The following is a 17271-nucleotide window of genomic DNA, read 5'->3' on the forward strand; positions in this document are numbered from 1 at the left end:
GATCCTGATTAATGCATTACCATATTAGTTTCAATTTGCTCCAGCGATCTGCCTTTTGTTTCGGGCATCAACCTCCACACAAAAATTAGCTGGCATATCATCATGGTGCCGAAAAAGGAAAATGTTATTGTTCCGCCAAGCTTTTCGGCGAAATATGGAAAGGAGAAAGCGATCAATGCCGCCATGATCCAATGGGTTGAGCTGCCCAGTGTCTGGCCTTTTGCACGTACCTGGTTTGGGAATATCTCCGAGATAAATACCCAGATAACGGCACCCTGCGAAAACGCAAAGAATGCAATGAATAGCATCATATATGCAGGTATGGCAAAGCCGCTCATGTTTCCGGAATAAAAGGTGTAGGCAACCAGGAACAGGGAAATGATAAGGCCAACCGAACCAATAAGCATTAGGATCCGGCGCCCTACTTTATCAATAATATTAATGGCGGCAAGGGTGAATATAAAGTTGATTGCCCCAAGGCCAACTGTTGATAGTAATGATGAATGGGCGCCCAATCCGGCCATTTCAAATATGCGCGGCGCGTAATAAATGATAGCATTGATACCCGAAACCTGGTTGAAAAAGGCGAACAGCACAGCTAATATTATAGGTGTTTTATATTGACCCGAGAAGAGGTTGCCGCCGGAAGCAGTATCATTTAAAGTTGAGTGTTTGATAGATGCCAGCTCCTGTTCACAGTTAAGCGGATTAATGATCCGTAAGATCCCGAGGGCCTTTTCCATTTCGCCCTTTTTAAGAATAAGCCAGCGCGGGCTTTCAGGTATAAAGTAGATCAGTATTAAAAACAGAGCCGAAGGGAAAGCCTGTACGCCAAGCATCCATCGCCATGAAGTTTCGCCAACCTGGCTGATAAGGTAGTTGGACAGATATGATATCAGAATGCCAAGCACCACATTAAACTGAAACAGGCCCACCAGCCTGCCCCGGCGGTCAGCAGGTGAAACTTCTGAAATATAGATAGGCGCGGTAACCGATGAGATACCAACACCAAGACCGCCCAGCAGTCTGAAAACCAGAAATGCATACCAGCTATCGGCCAGTGCAGTGCCCAATGATGATAGTAAATATGCCGCAGCTACAAAATAAAGCGTGTTTTTACGGCCAAACAGATCTGAAGGCCGGGCTCCTAACAATGACCCGATGACTGTTCCTATTAGTGCGATAGAAATCGTGAACCCATGCTCCACTACGGATAGGTGCCAGAATTGCTGGATAGATTTTTCAGCGCCCGATATTACGGCAGTATCAAACCCGAAAAGGAAGCCACCAAGGGCCACGACCATGGACCAGGCCAGGACGGAGTGTTTTCTCATAATAATTATAAAAGGTGTTATATTGGATTTATTGAGGCCAAAGTAGGGTAATGGGCCATGTGAGGGTTATTGATTTTGTATCAATAAAGTATAAAAAACAATCTTGTTTTATCTTATTGGTTTTCAGTTAGATAAAATAAAAAATGCGAAATTTGAAATTGAAATATTCGTTTATGTTACCTGTTACTTTCAATTTGGTTACATCACTCCGGTTGTGAGGTAGGTTGCCCGGCCCTATAAATTTGTTTTTCAGGAACGTTTATAGATATCTTTACTTTGTTTAATCCTAAAAGGGAAAAAATAAACCAATAATTAACCCTGTTTTATTACCTTTTTCTTCCAAATAATCTGAGCTTATGACCTTGCTTAATAAGTGGCATGCAAAAAACATAAGGACCGGTATCCTACTGATCGGTTTTATGATGCTTATTGCTGCCGGTTGTAAGCGGGCTGATAAAACATCACAGTATACGATAGGGTTTTCGCAATGTATTGGTTCTGATCTCTGGCGTCGCACGATGCTTGATGAAATGAGGATGGAACTTTCATTACACCCTGACGCCCAGTTTATTTATGCCGATGCGGACGGTAACAGCAGCAAACAGGTTGAACAGGTGAAAAAAATGCTGGACGATGGCGTCGATCTGTTGATCATATCACCCAACGAAGCGCAGCCCCTCACCGGGATAGTGGAGCAAACGTACAATAAAGGTATCCCGGTAATTGTGATCGACCGTAAAACATCATCAGCTTTATATACAGCTTATGTTGGTGCGGATAATTACCAGATAGGTAAAATGGCGGGTGAATATGCAGGTGCCCTTTTAAAGGGAAGGGGGAACGTTGTAGAAGTTATGGGGCTGCCCGGCTCGTCTCCGGCTATTGAGAGGGACCGCGGCTTTTCCGACGGTTTAAGGAAATACACTGACATTAATATAACCGACAGGATATATGGCGATTGGTTAAAGGATAGCGCTAAAAAACAATTGACCAGGATAGCGCCTGTTATAAAAAATGCAGATGTAATATTTGCACATAACGACGTAATGGCCCTCGGGACCAGAGAGGTGCTTGACAAATTTAAAATTCATGGCACCAAAGTGTTGGGCGTTGATGCCTTGCCCGGGCATGGAGGTGGCTTGCAAATGGTTGCTTCAAAAACTATCAATGCCAGTATGCTATATCCTACGGGGGGTAAAGAAGCAATTATGACCGCTTTCAGGATCCTGAATAAAGAGTCGTTTGCCAGGGAAAACCTGCTACAGTCGGTTGTTATTGACTCTGCCAATGTACAGTTAATGAAAATGCAATGGAGCAAGATCAGCAGTCAGCAGAAAGATATTGAACGGCAACGAACATTATTGACTGAGCAGCGTGAGGTGTACAACAGCCAGCAATTGGTTTTAAATGTAATTGTAATGTCGCTGGTGTTAGCTATTGTTTTTGGCGGTCTTGCATTTTACTGGCTCATGGAAAACCGGAAGATCAACAAAAGCCTGGAGGCAAAAAATAATGAAATTCTGCAACAGCGTAACCAGCTGATCGAGATGTCGGCAAAGGCTGAAGTAGCTACGGAGGCTAAATTGCAATTTTTCACTAATATTTCTCACGAATTCCGTACGCCGCTCACACTTATCCTCTCGCCAGTAGAAGATATGATGAGTAATGAAAAGCTAAACCTGGTTGCAGGGAAAAGCCTGAAACTGATCCATAAAAACGTATACCGTTTGCTACGCCTGGTTAACCAATTGATCGAGTACCGTAAAATAGAATATGATAAACAACAGATCAATGTATCGCCCAATAATATTGTTGAGTTTGCCCGGGAGATCATCACCAGCTTTCAGGAAAATGCACAGAAACGCAATATCAGCCTGAGCCTGGTAAGCGATGAGCAACAGATAATTGTTTGGTATGATGTTAACCTGTTAGATAAGGTGTTTTTTAATATCATAGCTAATGCGCTGAAGTTCACCAGCGACAATGGCCGTATCCAGGTAAGTTTCAAAAACAGAGATGATAACTCCGTTGATATTGCCATCCAGGATAACGGGATAGGTATGGAGCCGCAGGACACCACCCATGTCTTTGAGCAGTTTTACCAGGCCGAAAACAGCTCTTCAGGAGGATCCGGATTAGGGCTTGCACTGTCAAAAGAAATCGTGTCCCTGCATCATGGCAGTATCGAAGTTAGGAGTAAAAAATGGGAAGGGACAACTTTTACCATTAACCTGCTGTTAGGAAATGGTCATTTTGGCCAAACTTTGCATGAGCATATAAACACAAAACAAACAGATCTTGAAGAGCGGGCAAAAATTTATGTTACAGACCTGGCTGCACCTGTTACATTAACGGATGAAGGGCAAATATTCGGCACTCCAAGGGAGCAATCCATATTGATCATCGAAGATAATAAGGACCTGCTGAACTACCTATGTGAAAAATTGGGAACTACTTATGAGATATTTACAGCGGATAATGGCACAAGCGGATTAAATGAAACCTTTGAGCGTGTTCCAGACCTGATCATATCTGATGTGGTGCTGCCGGGGATGTCTGGCAAAACGTTAACAGTAAAACTAAAAACTGATGTACGTACCTCGCACATCCCTATTATTCTTTTAACGGCACAAGGCAGTGTTGAACAACAGATAGATGGGATTACTTGCATGGCCGATGCCTACATTGTTAAGCCATTTAATTTTGATTATTTACTCGCGACCGTGAAGAATTTGATCAAAAGCCGGGCAACACTTAAAGAACATTTTACCAGCGATGTAAGTAAATCAACTGTACCTGTATCAAAAGCCCTTGACAAAAAATTCCTGAATGATTTTGCGGGTATTGTAGAACAGAATTTAGCGAATGAAAACTTTAGCGTTGATGAAATATGTAAACTGATAGGTGTTTCAAGGATCCAGCTTTACCGAAAGGTTAAAGCGTTGCTTGGCTGCAGCATCTCTGATTACATATTAAACCGCCGGCTAAAAAAAGCGAAATATTTGTTAATGAATGAAGGGTATCCGATATCCGAAATAACCTATATGGTGGGTTTCTCTACGCCAAACTATTTCTCCACGGTTTTTAAAGCAAAATATGGCTGTACGCCAAGTGAATACAAACGCAAGCAACAGCATTCATAGGTTTTATTTTCTGATCATTAACGAAGGAATAAACGTTAGCTATTGTATAACAAGATAACGCCGCATACACAGTTATTAAAACCTTTTTTGCCGATCCCTGTTAATTCTGCATCGAAACGGCCTGTTGAGTTTTCAATGATTTAATAAGATGTATAACCACACATCTACATAAGACAGATATTTACAGGCAGCGCAAAAAGAAGGTAGCTTTTCATGAAGAATAACTTATTACCTGACCTCTTCACACTAACCGCCATTTTTGAAGGAATGGAAGATGCGGTATTGAGCCATGATCTTGACTATATTATTTTAAATTGCAATACGGCTGCTGAAAAAATGTTTAGATGCCCGGCCCCGGTGTTGTTAGGGCAGAACATCCTTGGCCTGATCCCCGAAAGCGTCCGTCAGGAACAACTGGCTATTCTTGAACGTGTATGGTCAGGTGAAAGAGTAAACCACTTATATACTGTCCGCAACGACAAACTACATGTCGATTTTCCGGTATCACTTACCATTTCCCCAATAAAAAATGAAGAGGGGGAGGTTATTGGAGCATCACACATTATGCGTGATGTGACTGACGAAAGAGATACAGAAGAGAAACGGGGCATGCTGGCTGCAATTGTTGAAAATTCTGATGATGCCATTATTAGCAAAACCCTTAACGGGATCATCACTACCTGGAACGGTGGTGCCGAAAAGATTTTTGGTTACCAGGAAAGAGAGACTATCGGTAAACATATATCTATTCTCATTCCTCGTGACAGGCTGTCCGAAGAGGATATCATCATTGAAAACATCAGGAACGGTAATAAAGTTGATCATTTTCAAACAGTTAGGCTGCACAAAAATGGAAGCGCCATTGATATATCTCTTACAGTTTCACCGGTAAAGGACCGGCATGGAACCATTATTGGTGCATCAAAGATCGCCAGGGATATTACAGCCGCAAAAAAAGCCGAAACGGCTATCCGACACCAGGCGGAAAAATTGAAGATCCTGAATACTATAGGGAAAGCCATTTCGGAGAAACTTGATACCGAATCTATCCTGCAAAAAGTAACGGATGCCACTACACAAATTACCGGTGCCACTTTTGGCGTATTTTTTTATAATACCATCAATCAGGACGGCGAAGCCTATATGTTGTACTCTTTGTCGGGCGCACCAAAAGAGGCATTTGAAAATTTCGGAATGCCCCGGAATACGGCAGTTTTCCATCACACATTTAGCGTTGAAGGCGTACTAAGGGTAGATGATATAACGAAAGACCCCAGGTATGGACAAAATGCGCCGTATTTTGGAATGCCCGAGGGGCATCTGCCGGTGGTAAGCTACCTGGCCGTGCCGGTTATAAGCAGTTCAGGCAATGTTGTTGGTGGCTTATTCTTTGGTCACCCGGAAGCTGGGGTTTTCCTGCAGGAGCATGAAGACATCGTGGTTAGCCTGGCTTCCCAGGCGGCAGTGGCACTCGATAATTCCAGGCTGTTTACAGAAGTAAAGGAGCTGAGTCAGAAAAAAGATGAGTTTATCGCTTTGGCTTCCCATGAATTGCGAACCCCTCTCACTTCTATGAGCGGTTTTTTACAACTGCTGGAACGAAAGGTAATTGATGTAAACCGGCCTTTTGTTGCAAAAGCTATAACCCAGTTAAAAAAGCTGAATGCCCTGATCAATGACTTGTTTGATATCTCAAAAATACAATCGGGAAAATTGCAGTTTTATTTTGAAGAATTTGATTTTACGGGGCTTATCAAAGAAAACCTTGAAGCTATCCGGGAAGCATACACATCACATGAAATTTATTTCGAAGAAAGTGGAGAAATGATTTTAGAAGGGGATAAAATGAGGCTGGATCAGGTACTAACCAATTTGGTCACCAACGCGATCAAATATTCGCCGGAATCTGATAGAATTGAAGTATCAGCAAAAAGGTCAGAAACGGAAATTCAGGTATCTGTTAAAGATTACGGTATAGGCATCAATGAGGAAAATATCAGCCACATATTCAGCCAGTTTTATCGTGCAAAAGATGTAAACAGTAGCATTACTGGCCTGGGCTTGGGGTTATATATTACCAAAGAGATTATTGAACGGCATGGGGGCCGCATTTGGGTAGAAAGTGAGGCCCGAATGGGATCGACTTTTTTCTTCGTGTTACCGCTAAAAAAACGAAACAGCGTTAATAGCCATCTCCGAAAAAAAGAAGAAGAGAGGGTCTGAAGTTGTGCTTTTCCATCAATTAAGGCATCAGGCTTTGCACTCAATATATGCCAGCAGGCAAATGTTAACATACAACACCGATTTCTTAAGCCATTTGTATATGTCAACAGCCCGATTTTTATAGGTATCCTATAATAGGGTAATTCGAATTTGTACTTTTTTACATCTTTACGCTATAGTTAAATTGCGGCCGGTGGACTTGCCTGTTCGCGGAAATTCCGGGTGAGTGTGGTGAGTTGTCTTTTAAGCACGGTGGCCTGCTTCTTTAGTCCTTTGAGTGTCTCTTTGCTGTTCCGGGTATTCGCCGTGGTTGAAAGAAGTGCGATGGCCAGTTCATTGTCATGCCAGTCGCCGATGGCTGCCTGCACCAGGTCAAGATAAGGTTCATTAAAAGTGAGGTCCAGTTCCGGGCCAGCCAGGGGGTAATTATAAAGAAGTACCTTCAGTTGTTTACGGCAGGTATGCAATTCCTCATTAAAACGGGGGCGGCTTAAGGCTGTAGCAATAATTTCCAGTCGTTGCCTGTAATATAGGGAGAGGTGATGTTTACTGATCGGCCTGATCTGCTTCAGCAGTTTGCGGCGTGTTTTTCGGAGCCAAGCCCGGTGCTGATCCTTATCGGTGTTAAATGCCCGGGTGGTGATTTTCATGATTTGCTCTTGCTCCCGGATAAAATCGGTGTTTTCACCAACTGCTTTGCCCAATTCCTGGTTTATATAGGCATTCCTGATTTCGCCGGCCTGCTTAAATATCTTACGAACAGGTTTGAAGCGTTTCTCCAGCACAGCATCCTTTGCCGCGCTGTCTCCCAAGATCAAAAGCGCCCGTAGTTTTTTTACCCCGGTGCGAAAACGATGCAAATCTTCCTGTTCGCCGTTTTTGACAAAAGAGCGGAGATGGCGTTTCATGTTTCGCCATGTCTTAATTATATACTTCTTTTCCGTCTTCTTTTTCATAGCCGGCGGCATAAAAAGGATGCCACATATTCAAAAATACGCTAAAGCGACAAATTTGATGCTAAAAAGCGATCTAATTAATCCAATATTATTACATACAAATCACCGGCCGTACAACAGCATGGGATGCTTGGTGAGGCAATGATAGAATAACAATCATTGCTCACCTGCTATGTTTTGGATTGCCTGTGCCCGATGGCTGGATAGTTTTAACCGGAACTTTATCATATTGGGCCAGGCAACTGTCCATTGGTTTACCCAGGTTATGTACACAGTCGCAAAAAACCTTACAAGCTTCCGGCTTGGCATTTCCGGTACATCCATTATTGCATTCCATTAATGAATTGCCCGGACGGATATCATATATAAACTGGTTAATTACTATTACCGCGGCTATTGTTGCAAAAACGCCTCCAAAAAACACGAGCGGAAACTTGTTACTCCGTATTTCAGGTTGCGTTGTATAGCTGTTTTTTTGCTTGAATGGCAAAATGAATTTTAAACGGTCATAATCCCACCCCAGCAAATATAAGTTGGCAAATGCCATTAAGGTGGTGATGCGGGTGCCTTCAAACCTGACGGCATAGGCCAGTATGCAGATGTTCAGTATAATAGGAAAATAGATTAACGCCCCAGGAGTCGGGTACGGGGAATCAATAACAGGATAGCGGCTGCCACCTGCAAAATGCCAATAAAAGTGTAATAATAACCTGTATGGTGCAACGCTTCTAAATAATGGCCCATTGGTTGGTTGGACGATAAACCACTGGCGAACCGCTCACCCATAATTTTAACACTACCGGCAATAAAAAAACCGGCCGCCAGCATTATCCTGTTAAAAGTAGCAAAAAGCTGCATCCATTTATTTCCTTTTGCCAAAGAGTGCAATTGATCGAGTGTGGTAGAAACGCGCATGATTACCTGCAATTTATGTTTATAAAAGTACTTTGAAATACAAAGTTAATGAAAATAGATTGATATTTGCAAGAAGCAAAAAATCCCCTTAGCGTTAACTAAGAGGATTTCTTTTTCTGTGGCACCAACAGGGATCGAACCAGCGACACAAGGTTAAATAAAGAATTTTTATTTGACTCGCTTGTAGATTTCTACAGATTGGCCATTTGTAGCACTATTAATCACCTGGGTATATTGGTCATGACCATTCATCGTAACTTTAACAGTAAATTTGTTACCCTGAAGAAGCCGGTAATTTGATATTTGCTCTTCTTCCCTAAGCGTATCATTACTAAAAGTAAATACCCCGGTGCCAAACCCATTTTTAAAGATGGTTTTTTCCTTGTTTTGAGCGAGCCTGTGGACGAAAATAAAATGCCCTCCCCAAAATATTTTATACTGCGTTACATCAGTTGGGATTGTGTCTTTGCCTTTTATCGTGTAGGTTTTTTCCATTTTCCACAAGCCGTCAAGTACTGAGCTATCCGCCGGTGGGAGTTTTTTATAATCTTCCTTCAATGCATATTTTATACCTTTTACCGTGGCAAAGTCGGGAATCACTTGGCTATAACCATCAGGTTTTTTTGTAACCTCAAGATTATACGTTAGGGATGAGTCGAGCGCTCTGCTGGTGTAAATACTATGTTCTTTAAGTCGGTTAGCCGAGTCAAGTGTATAAGTGCCCACACCAAACCCAACAGATGAATCAGGAACTATACTGGCGTATAAATAGTTATGATCTGTGTAGATTTTAATTTGCGTTCGTTTAATAACAGAGTCTTTGCCTCCTCGATCAAGCACTTGTTTTTCAAGTTCATATACACCCGAGAGGCCTGCCTCGGACGGCTTCTCTTTTTTCTTACATCCAAAAATCAGGAAGCTAAATAAAGCTGCGAAAACTAAAATCTTATTCATAATGCTTAAGGTTTAATATGATATAAGGCTTTACTTCGTCTGGTAGCGGTTTTATTTGGCGGGCGACAACTTCTTGGTAAAAGAGCCAGGTAAGACAAAATAATGCCTAAAATTTTATCACCATAAATAATGCAATTGGTTACATAAACTTACAAATAATATATATCATAAACAATTTGTTAGTGAATTATTAATATATTGTTAATGAGGTATTTAAATGGAAGTAAGGCTGTTTAAATAAATACAGTGCAAAGAGAAAGTCAATCAATATTTAGTCGGAGAGAAAAAGATGCCTTTAAACAGAAAGAAGGCCATCTTCTTATCGAAAAATGACCTTCTTTTTTTGCTGTGGTACCAACTGGGATCGAACCAGTGACACAAGGATTTTCAGTCGGATGCTAATTAATCATAAGTAACTTAAAATCAGTTACTTTGCAGCAGATATTTTTAAACCGACAATTATCGGACAATTTTATCAAAAACATTTGCGGGCGACAATTTATAAGAACGGACAACGAATAATTTTATAACTGAAGCTTAACCAAATATCGCATAATTTGATGATAATCGCAAACTTTTAAATGCATGGGTTACTCTAACGAAACTGCGCTGGAAAGAACAGCTGTTTCTCGATAAAATCAAGAAAATATTTCCCATTATATTCAGAAAAGCAAATAACATGAGCGCGGCGCTTAAAACTTTTCATTGTTTGAAATTACCGATGCAGTGAATAAGGTTATGCAAAACACAATCCGTTCCAGAATAATTATGATGTTTCTGAAAGGCCGGAAAAGTTATGTTAAATAAAGTGATGTTCTTGAAAAGGGTTGAAAGGCGGCGGTGTAGCTTAAAATTAAAATTAAGAATTTGCTTATTTCCGTCCTGTGAGGTTTGAAAATTTCACTTGATTAGTCCGTAAATATTGGACAGTTATCCTCCGGATTAGCAGGCTCACAGCAATTAATACAGGTTGTTACCATATTAATCATTGAATTGCGCAGTTCCAGCAGTTCGGTTATTTTTTGCTCGATTTGCTTTACTTTCTCATTTACCTTATCGGTTACACTTGCGCAAGACGCGGCATTATTGTCAATTAATTCCAAATAATCTAAAGTTTCATTCAAGGTAAAGCCAAACCCCTTAAGTTTTTTAACCACCAGTAACTTTTGCAGAATTGCATCAGAGTATTCCTTGTAATTATTATTGCGCCGTTCTTTACGATCAATAATGATTAGCCCCTGCTTTTCGTAAAAGCGGATGGTATCCCGGCTAAAGCCTGTTTTTGCAACCAATTCTCCTATCAGCATTTTTTATAAAATAAACCTTGACAGTGGACTATACTCCACGGTTTATATTTGTAAATATAATTTAAAAGTTATGAATAAAATTAGCCTTATACTGCTATGTTGCCTTTGCATTTACGGTAACAGTTTCGCACAAACCAATAAACTCAAGATGCCTGTTACAATGACTAAAAAAACGATGATCTGTAAGCTTACAACACCTGAACTGCAAAAAAGGAAAACTACGGTCATTGCAACGATCAAAAAGCTGATTAAAGAAAAAAAAGAGCTAACCAATGGTTACGCATACCGTTTTGAAGGCAGTGACCATCAAATTGATCTACTAACCGATTTTATCAAGACCGAGCGCCAGTGCTGTGATTTTTTTAACTTTAGCATCGACGTTAGAAACGACCAAACAGCGTGGCTAAAGATCACCGGAGCAAAGGGTGTAAAAGGGTTTATTGCATCTGAATTGGAATTATGAATTATCTAAAATCACTATTTATCTTCATACTTGCCGGCGTTTTTGAAATCGGTGGTGGCTACCTTGTCTGGCAATGGCTAAAAGAAGGCAAACCTATATGGTGGGGCATCATTGGCGCCTTAATATTAGCATTGTACGGCGTTGTCGCTACCTGGCAAACCGCCAACTTTGGAAGGGTCTATGCAGCCTATGGCGGTATTTTCATTCTTATGGCGCTGATCTGGGCCTGGAAAGTCGATGAGTTCAAACCCGACCGTTGGGATGTGATCGGTGCACTGGTAGCCGTGATCGGCGCCTGCATCATTATATATATGCCCCGGAAATAATTTTTCTTCTACAGATTTAGCTTTAGTCAGTATTCCTTCAGACAATAAAGCACGTGATTGAATCTGAACTTTTATATTCAGTCACAAGTTTTTAAATAACCTAAATTACAATTATGAATCTGTTTGAAAAGCATCGCTGTTTTCAATATAATCAAGAAATTCATTAACCATTGTATCCAAAAATTTCGAGGGGCGGGTAGATTTACGCATTTTGATTTCTGCGAAACGATGTGAATATCTTGATAAGTTAACACCAAATGCATCTTCAAACCATTTAACCAGCATGGTAATTGTTATCAGTGCACCTCTTTTGCGCATATAGATATACATGGCATAAGCGAGTTCGATCAAATCAGACTTATCTGACGGCCATTTGGTAAGCCTTTTTTTATTGATAATTGAAGAAGGAGGAAGTTGTAGTGAATCTCTCATTTTGCCCTCTACCAGGTGACGCTTCATTTGTTTACGGACAAATTCCAAATCGACCCTAACCAGGTCAAGTAAATAGTTTATAATGGTTGAACTGCCAGAAAAAAGGGTTTCTGATGAAAGCAGATTTAAGTATTCGAAATGGCGTTGTTTTTCCATTAAGGATTTTTGCATTGCATATAATTGCTCCAATGTAGTTGGGTATTCGGCTATTTCGTAAAACTTAACAATATATTCTACAAGCTGAGGATGATTGAAGTTGATAAGGATTAGGTGTTCTATCAACTGATCTGCGGTCAACAAACGTTGACGGCTGATCCAAAATGAAAATGCTTGTAGGTAATCAGTAGTTCTTTTTGAAATGGGATAATTTCTGTTTATGTCATTAAACGCGAATTGCAAGATGTTAATCAAATCAATATTGATTTCCCTATATTTCATAGAAAAAATAATATTTCTCCCTTCGGCAGCGATTACTGATTTGAAATGGCTGACCTTAAACATAGTTGACTGATCCCGATCTTCAAGTAACGACTCTAAATCTGAAAGTATTTTACGTAAATAATCAGCGTCTGCATTTTTCCGATATACGATATATATCTGTTCACTTAACGCAGCTATCGCATTTATGTAAGCAGCTTTTTCAGCCGGTTCCAAAAGCATTTGAATTTGTATCCGCCAACATAACTTTGACCAATCATCAATCAGCTTTTCACGGCAGTCATTATCAAGATTAAGACTATGAGAATTTTCCCATAGTTTAAATAATTGTGTTAACAGTTCCACCATACACATTATAGTAATTTAAAACATAATATAATTGCGAATAGGCGTCACTTGCTTGTTAGGCACTTTTAGATTATTTTAACCGAAATGCTGGTATTTTAACCTTATAGTTAAGGCAAATGTGATTGTGGTAATTATTGTTTACAATAGGTGTTTTCCCTTATTTAGAAATAATAGGTGAAATCCACTATGAAAATTGTTAGCCGTTATGAGACAGTTTTTTAATTAAAGCAACTTTATTTTTTACCCGTGTTTTTTCATAAATGTTGTGGATATGATTCTCCACAGTTTTTAGCGCTATAAACAACTTATCCGAAATCTCTTTGTGACTTAAGCCCTGGCGAACCAACAACGCAATTTCAATTTCCCGACTTGTCAATTTGTAAAATCGACACATTGCCTCAAAAACCTCTGTGCTGGTTTGATGTTCTCCCAGTTGTAGCAGCCTTTCATATTCCTGTCTCGCACTTTTTACCGATCTCCAGATAAACAATATTGTGATTCCAATAATTCCGGTGTTAGTACATAAAACTTCAATTAATTGGCTGCTTTCCACCAAGCCAAAAAATGCCAGGGAAGCCCAGGGCGTAACCGCACCATACATAAATATTTCTTCGAAATATTTACTTTGATTTCTTTCTTTCCGATGCTTATTACGGATAGCCATGAACATAACCCATAGCAGAACGAGAGCGTAAATAAACGGGGCAATCATTCCATATTTAATATCTACGTTGAGATTGCCATTGATAGCGTATATGATGATAAAGAAGATAACATAAGGTAAAAACAAAAAGAGCGGAACGCCAAAATAGGCGTGCCAGCGGAGAGTGGGTAAATCAAAAGCTTTATAAAAGTAATAAGGAAAATAACAGGCCATTAAAAAACCACTACCATAAGCAACCATCTCCTGAATGCTTATATCGATATGAATGGTCGGGTCAGGAAAAAGTCCCCCTGTTATATTGTAAAATAACATTAACGCTAACAAGATCAGATAAAGTTTTCTTTGGAGATCTTGTGGCCGGAACAAATAATAAAAAAGCTGAAAAATAAACATACCCATTTCCAGCAGTATGAAGATAAACGTAACAATGTGGATCTGCGTCCCGAATACGAGCATCTTCTTATAAACTACGAGGTTTCCTTTGTAAAAAATATAGTTGATAGCCCAAATTCAACTTATCATAAACTTCAAATCCAAACTTTTCATACCAGGGCAAATTCTTCAACGTTGACGTTTCCAAGCAAACTGGCATTCCTTCTAAATCTGATTTTTCTAAAATCTCATTCAGCAAGTTGCTGCCTATTCCTCGATGCTGAAGAGTGGTATCAACACCTATAAACCACAAATATTGAATGTTACCTTTGAGTTGCTTTTCTTTAATAGCATTCTCACGCTTTAAGGCTATTCCAATTCGACTAACCCCAATAGCATTAAAGACTAACTTTATGTCTAACCACACCGATCTCATATCAGTACGCTTACATTTGGGAGGAAGTAATAATGCACAAGCTGACTTATCATCAGATAGGTAAATTTCACCATAATGAAAGCACATGTCAAATGAATATTCCATCAACGCTTGAATATGCGCTGCTTTGTCATTGTCCTCCCGAACAATATAATTCACACTTTGATTATCTTTAAAAGCTTTTGCTAACAAAGAAATGATGTGCGCCCTATCTTCAAATATTGCTTCAATCATAGCTATACGGTTTGTTTACCTGAAATATTTAGTTGCTGATCAACTATTTTGAATGCTTCTAACACTTTGGTTAATTGCTCTTTAGTATGACCAGCCATGATATTTAATCTAATGCGGGAGTTCTTTTTAGAAACCGCCGGGTACATAATCGGGTTAGCGTAGACACCGAGATTTAATAAAAGCCGGCCTGCTTCCAATGTTTTTGGAATATCGCCGACTTTAACAGGAATGACTGCAGAGGCCGTTGTGCCAACATCAAATCCTAATTCTATCAACCCGGCTTTAATAAACTGAATATTATCCCAAAGCTTTAAGCGCCACTCAGGTTCATTGTCCACCAAATCAATAGCCTTTAGAATACCCATGACTGCCGGTGTAGCTGTAGTAGAAAAAAGATGTTGCTTAGACTGAAATTTTAAATAAGTTACGATCTCAGAGCTGGCGACTACATAACCTCCGATGTTTCCCAGCGCCTTACTAAAAGTTCCGGTAATAATGTCCACTTTGTCGAAGGCGTTATACATCTCAATTACTCCTCGACCTGTATCACCTATTACACCTATGCCATGAGCATCGTCTATTACTAAATAAGCACCATATTTATGGGTCAAGTTAATAATTTCATTGAGTTCAGCGATATCACCGTCCTGACTGTAGACGCCATCGATGATCACCATTTTTGTCCGGTATTTATCCTGAGCGTTTTTAAGAACTTGTTCCAGCATCTGCATGTTGTTGTGCAAGAAGGTTTTTACATTGGTAGTCAGGCACCCCTCATAAACACTGGCGTGGACAGCCATATCTAAGATGGCCAAGTCTTCTTTATGTAATAAACATTGCAGGGTAGCGCTATTGGCCGTATAACCGGTTGTGTAAAGTATTGCATTGCTTTTTCTGTAAAAGGCAGCAATCTTTTCCTCCAGTTGTTGGTGGTAAACAAAATGCCCCCCAATCGCGGGCGATGCGCCAGATCCGGTTCCGAAGCGCTGGACACCATCTATCACAGCCGCCTTTATCTGAGGATGCTGACTGAAGCTGAGGTAGTCGTTTGATACCAGGCAAACGCAGCGTGTGGGCACATCATCACCAGGTAAAAGCAAATCCATTTCAGGACCACAAGGAGATAGTGATTCAATCCTGTAATTAAGATGTCCGTTAACTTTCAAGAAATCTAAATACTTTGTAAACTCTTCTGCAGTAGCATAAGCATCCAAACCCTCAATGTTCTCAAAATCCTTAAAACTGGCTTTTTCATATGGTATGTTCATAAGGTATAAGGTTTTATGCACCTAAAATAAGAGTACATTTTTTAAAAAGTTGGGACATGTAAAGTTTTATTTAATATTTTCTTAATTATTAGGCAATATTTTTCGCATGTCCCATTTTTTTATTTTTTGGGTACTTATTTTTGAAACGCTTTTGAGGATTTCGCCGAGGCGATAACCTAACCCTATTGCGAATTAAATTCTCTGTAAATGAATACAGAACCATTTATCAGCTTTTTAGAAAGTATTACTGATCTATCTGAAGGATTGCGCAGGGAGCTTTCAATAAATCTTTCAAGGGAGCATTATAAGCCCCACCAAATTATTCAGAGTGAAGATCAGACCGAGAACCGACTGTGGTTTCTAATTAGCGGTATGGCACGGGGCTATATTTATGATGAGCAACGTCAGCAACATACCCTTAGATTTTGGCATCCAGGCGAGGTGATTTTCTCTTATGCAGGATTTCTGAAGCAGCCTTCAAAAGAATATATTGAACTGTTAACTGATAGCGAACTATCATCTTGTAATTACTTAAAGATTGAACAGTTCATGCGTGAGTATCCTGAAACGATTAAGCTTGTCGGCATAATCAACCGGCGCTTTCTACAAAAAGAGTATAAAACGCATCAACTTCATGCCATGAAAGGAAAACACCGCTATCAACTTTTCCGGAAGGAGCACCCGGAGGTGTTCGCCCATGTTCCACAATGGATCATCGCCTCATATCTTCAGATGACCAGGGAAAACCTCACCCGTATTATCTCCAAAGAACAAAAAAAATCACAATAAAAAGTGATTTTATAACATTAATTAGTGATAAACTAACAGCAATTGGTGATATACTTACTATTAAAGTAAAGTAAGTAGACATAGATTTGGTCTATCATCTTTTGTCTATGAAACGCTTCTATTTTTTTGATATAATTATCTTTTTGCTAATACTTCTTTTTGTATATACTGCTATGAGCAAGTTGTTTGATTTTGAACAATTCAAAGGGCAGATGTATAATCAAGCCCTTCCGCATGCATTAGCCACGGTTCTGATATGGACATTACCGGGCATTGAAATAATTGCTGCCCTGCTGTTATTATTCGAGCAAACACGTTTAGCAGGCTTGTACCTATCAACGGTATTAATGATCCTATTTACCGGTTATATTGCCCTCGTACTTTTGGGTTACTACGGCCGTGTGCCCTGTTCGTGCGGAGGCGTCATTAAATCCCTTGGCTGGAAGAATCACCTATTTTTCAACCTCTTCTTTTTGCTGTTAAGTATCCTTGGCATATTCACTATTAGCAGAGAAAGGAGGATGGTGACCAAATATCGATGAATTTAAGATTGCTTATTTCGACAATAGTTTACCGTCGGGAGATAGCACAGGAGGAGCCGAAAACCCGAAAACAGAGTAGGCATTTAACATTATTTAAAAATTAAAGTTTTTATGGATGCTTTTTGAT

The 17271-nt window shown here is 39.9% G+C and carries 16 protein-coding genes; 6 read left to right on the forward strand and 10 right to left on the reverse strand.

The window, feature by feature from the left end; genetic code table 11:
• Nucleotides 1–8: 8 nt before the first annotated feature.
• Complete coding sequence (locus DIU38_RS31010; protein WP_112653964.1) at nucleotides 9–1334, reverse strand: sugar porter family MFS transporter; 1326 nt, start codon at nucleotides 1332–1334, stop codon at nucleotides 9–11.
• 356 nt (nucleotides 1335–1690) lie between these two features.
• Here DIU38_RS31010 and DIU38_RS31015 point away from each other — a divergent pair, with 356 nt between their 5' ends.
• Nucleotides 1691–4477 carry a hybrid sensor histidine kinase/response regulator transcription factor gene (locus DIU38_RS31015; protein ID WP_243770613.1) on the forward strand — a complete coding sequence of 929 codons (2787 nt, stop codon included), beginning with the start codon at nucleotides 1691–1693 and terminating at the stop codon, nucleotides 4475–4477.
• A gap of 213 nt (nucleotides 4478–4690) precedes the next feature.
• Nucleotides 4691–6700 (forward strand): PAS domain S-box protein, encoded by a 2010-nt coding sequence (locus tag DIU38_RS31020; protein WP_112653963.1) that lies wholly within the window; start codon nucleotides 4691–4693, stop codon nucleotides 6698–6700.
• A 179-nt stretch (nucleotides 6701–6879) separates the two neighbouring features.
• Here DIU38_RS31020 and DIU38_RS31025 read toward each other — a convergent pair whose 3' ends face one another.
• The 5 genes from DIU38_RS31025 to DIU38_RS31040 form a co-directional block, all read right to left on the reverse strand.
• Nucleotides 6880–7656 (reverse strand): CHAD domain-containing protein, encoded by a 777-nt coding sequence (locus DIU38_RS31025; protein ID WP_167516320.1) that lies wholly within the window; start codon nucleotides 7654–7656, stop codon nucleotides 6880–6882.
• A gap of 163 nt (nucleotides 7657–7819) precedes the next feature.
• Nucleotides 7820–8203 (reverse strand): hypothetical protein, encoded by a 384-nt coding sequence (locus tag DIU38_RS33660; RefSeq protein WP_208809206.1) that lies wholly within the window; start codon nucleotides 8201–8203, stop codon nucleotides 7820–7822.
• Nucleotides 8204–8280: 77 nt separating this feature from the next.
• Complete coding sequence (locus DIU38_RS33665; RefSeq protein WP_208809207.1) at nucleotides 8281–8571, reverse strand: hypothetical protein; 291 nt, start codon at nucleotides 8569–8571, stop codon at nucleotides 8281–8283.
• Nucleotides 8572–8739: 168 nt separating this feature from the next.
• Nucleotides 8740–9525 carry a hypothetical protein gene (locus tag DIU38_RS31035; RefSeq protein ID WP_112653960.1) on the reverse strand — a complete coding sequence of 262 codons (786 nt, stop codon included), beginning with the start codon at nucleotides 9523–9525 and terminating at the stop codon, nucleotides 8740–8742.
• 908 nt (nucleotides 9526–10433) lie between these two features.
• Nucleotides 10434–10832, reverse strand: a complete 399-nt coding sequence (locus DIU38_RS31040) for a MerR family transcriptional regulator (RefSeq protein ID WP_112653959.1) — start codon at nucleotides 10830–10832, stop codon at nucleotides 10434–10436.
• A 70-nt stretch (nucleotides 10833–10902) separates the two neighbouring features.
• Here DIU38_RS31040 and DIU38_RS31045 point away from each other — a divergent pair, with 70 nt between their 5' ends.
• Both DIU38_RS31045 and DIU38_RS31050 read left to right on the forward strand, forming a co-directional pair.
• Nucleotides 10903–11295 (forward strand): hypothetical protein, encoded by a 393-nt coding sequence (locus DIU38_RS31045; protein WP_112653958.1) that lies wholly within the window; start codon nucleotides 10903–10905, stop codon nucleotides 11293–11295.
• Nucleotides 11292–11621: a YnfA family protein gene (locus DIU38_RS31050; protein ID WP_208057649.1), complete on the forward strand. Its 330-nt coding sequence runs from the start codon at nucleotides 11292–11294 to the stop codon at nucleotides 11619–11621. Before DIU38_RS31045 ends, DIU38_RS31050 begins: the two co-directional genes overlap by 4 nt.
• A gap of 111 nt (nucleotides 11622–11732) precedes the next feature.
• On the opposite strand, the gene DIU38_RS31055 is transcribed toward DIU38_RS31050, so the two are convergent.
• From DIU38_RS31055 to DIU38_RS31070, 4 genes are all read right to left on the reverse strand, one after another.
• The gene (locus DIU38_RS31055; protein WP_167516321.1) at nucleotides 11733–12839 is read right to left on the reverse strand and encodes an RteC domain-containing protein; all 1107 of its coding nucleotides are present in this window, start codon (nucleotides 12837–12839) and stop codon (nucleotides 11733–11735) included.
• Nucleotides 12840–13035: 196 nt separating this feature from the next.
• A complete protein-coding gene (locus DIU38_RS31060) occupies nucleotides 13036–13902 on the reverse strand; it encodes a helix-turn-helix transcriptional regulator (RefSeq protein ID WP_243770612.1) in 867 nt (288 codons plus the stop codon).
• Nucleotides 13903–13963: 61 nt separating this feature from the next.
• Nucleotides 13964–14545, reverse strand: a complete 582-nt coding sequence (locus DIU38_RS31065; RefSeq protein ID WP_112653954.1) for a GNAT family N-acetyltransferase — start codon at nucleotides 14543–14545, stop codon at nucleotides 13964–13966.
• 2 nt (nucleotides 14546–14547) lie between these two features.
• Nucleotides 14548–15813, reverse strand: coding sequence for an aminotransferase class I/II-fold pyridoxal phosphate-dependent enzyme (locus DIU38_RS31070; protein WP_112653953.1), 1266 nt, complete (start codon nucleotides 15811–15813; stop codon nucleotides 14548–14550).
• A gap of 207 nt (nucleotides 15814–16020) precedes the next feature.
• On the opposite strand from DIU38_RS31070, the gene DIU38_RS31075 reads away from it, so the two are divergent.
• Nucleotides 16021–16602, forward strand: a complete 582-nt coding sequence (locus DIU38_RS31075; protein ID WP_112653952.1) for a Crp/Fnr family transcriptional regulator — start codon at nucleotides 16021–16023, stop codon at nucleotides 16600–16602.
• Between the two features lie 173 nt (nucleotides 16603–16775).
• Nucleotides 16776–17144, forward strand: coding sequence for a MauE/DoxX family redox-associated membrane protein (locus tag DIU38_RS31080; RefSeq protein WP_208057648.1), 369 nt, complete (start codon nucleotides 16776–16778; stop codon nucleotides 17142–17144).
• The last annotated feature ends 127 nt before the right edge of the window (nucleotides 17145–17271 follow it).

Origin of the sequence: Mucilaginibacter metallidurans, assembly GCF_003286435.2 — a bacterium.
Lineage (GTDB): Bacteria > Bacteroidota > Bacteroidia > Sphingobacteriales > Sphingobacteriaceae > Mucilaginibacter > Mucilaginibacter gossypii.

Excerpts from the sequence above, each read along its gene's own strand:
- DIU38_RS31010 (WP_112653964.1), bottom strand. The coding sequence starts at position 1,334 with ATGAGAAAACACTCCGTCCTGGCCTGGTCCATGGTCGTGGCCCTTGGT.
- DIU38_RS31015 (WP_243770613.1), top strand. The coding sequence starts at position 1,691 with ATGACCTTGCTTAATAAGTGGCATGCAAAAAACATAAGGACCGGTATC.
- DIU38_RS31020 (WP_112653963.1), top strand. The coding sequence starts at position 4,691 with ATGAAGAATAACTTATTACCTGACCTCTTCACACTAACCGCCATTTTT.
- DIU38_RS31025 (WP_167516320.1), bottom strand. The coding sequence starts at position 7,656 with ATGAAAAAGAAGACGGAAAAGAAGTATATAATTAAGACATGGCGAAAC.
- DIU38_RS33660 (WP_208809206.1), bottom strand. The coding sequence starts at position 8,203 with ATGGCATTTGCCAACTTATATTTGCTGGGGTGGGATTATGACCGTTTA.
- DIU38_RS33665 (WP_208809207.1), bottom strand. The coding sequence starts at position 8,571 with ATGCGCGTTTCTACCACACTCGATCAATTGCACTCTTTGGCAAAAGGA.
- DIU38_RS31035 (WP_112653960.1), bottom strand. The coding sequence starts at position 9,525 with ATGAATAAGATTTTAGTTTTCGCAGCTTTATTTAGCTTCCTGATTTTT.
- DIU38_RS31040 (WP_112653959.1), bottom strand. The coding sequence starts at position 10,832 with ATGCTGATAGGAGAATTGGTTGCAAAAACAGGCTTTAGCCGGGATACC.
- DIU38_RS31045 (WP_112653958.1), top strand. The coding sequence starts at position 10,903 with ATGAATAAAATTAGCCTTATACTGCTATGTTGCCTTTGCATTTACGGT.
- DIU38_RS31050 (WP_208057649.1), top strand. The coding sequence starts at position 11,292 with ATGAATTATCTAAAATCACTATTTATCTTCATACTTGCCGGCGTTTTT.
- DIU38_RS31055 (WP_167516321.1), bottom strand. The coding sequence starts at position 12,839 with ATGGTGGAACTGTTAACACAATTATTTAAACTATGGGAAAATTCTCAT.
- DIU38_RS31060 (WP_243770612.1), bottom strand. The coding sequence starts at position 13,902 with ATGGGTATGTTTATTTTTCAGCTTTTTTATTATTTGTTCCGGCCACAA.
- DIU38_RS31065 (WP_112653954.1), bottom strand. The coding sequence starts at position 14,545 with ATGATTGAAGCAATATTTGAAGATAGGGCGCACATCATTTCTTTGTTA.
- DIU38_RS31070 (WP_112653953.1), bottom strand. The coding sequence starts at position 15,813 with ATGAACATACCATATGAAAAAGCCAGTTTTAAGGATTTTGAGAACATT.
- DIU38_RS31075 (WP_112653952.1), top strand. The coding sequence starts at position 16,021 with ATGAATACAGAACCATTTATCAGCTTTTTAGAAAGTATTACTGATCTA.
- DIU38_RS31080 (WP_208057648.1), top strand. The coding sequence starts at position 16,776 with ATGAGCAAGTTGTTTGATTTTGAACAATTCAAAGGGCAGATGTATAAT.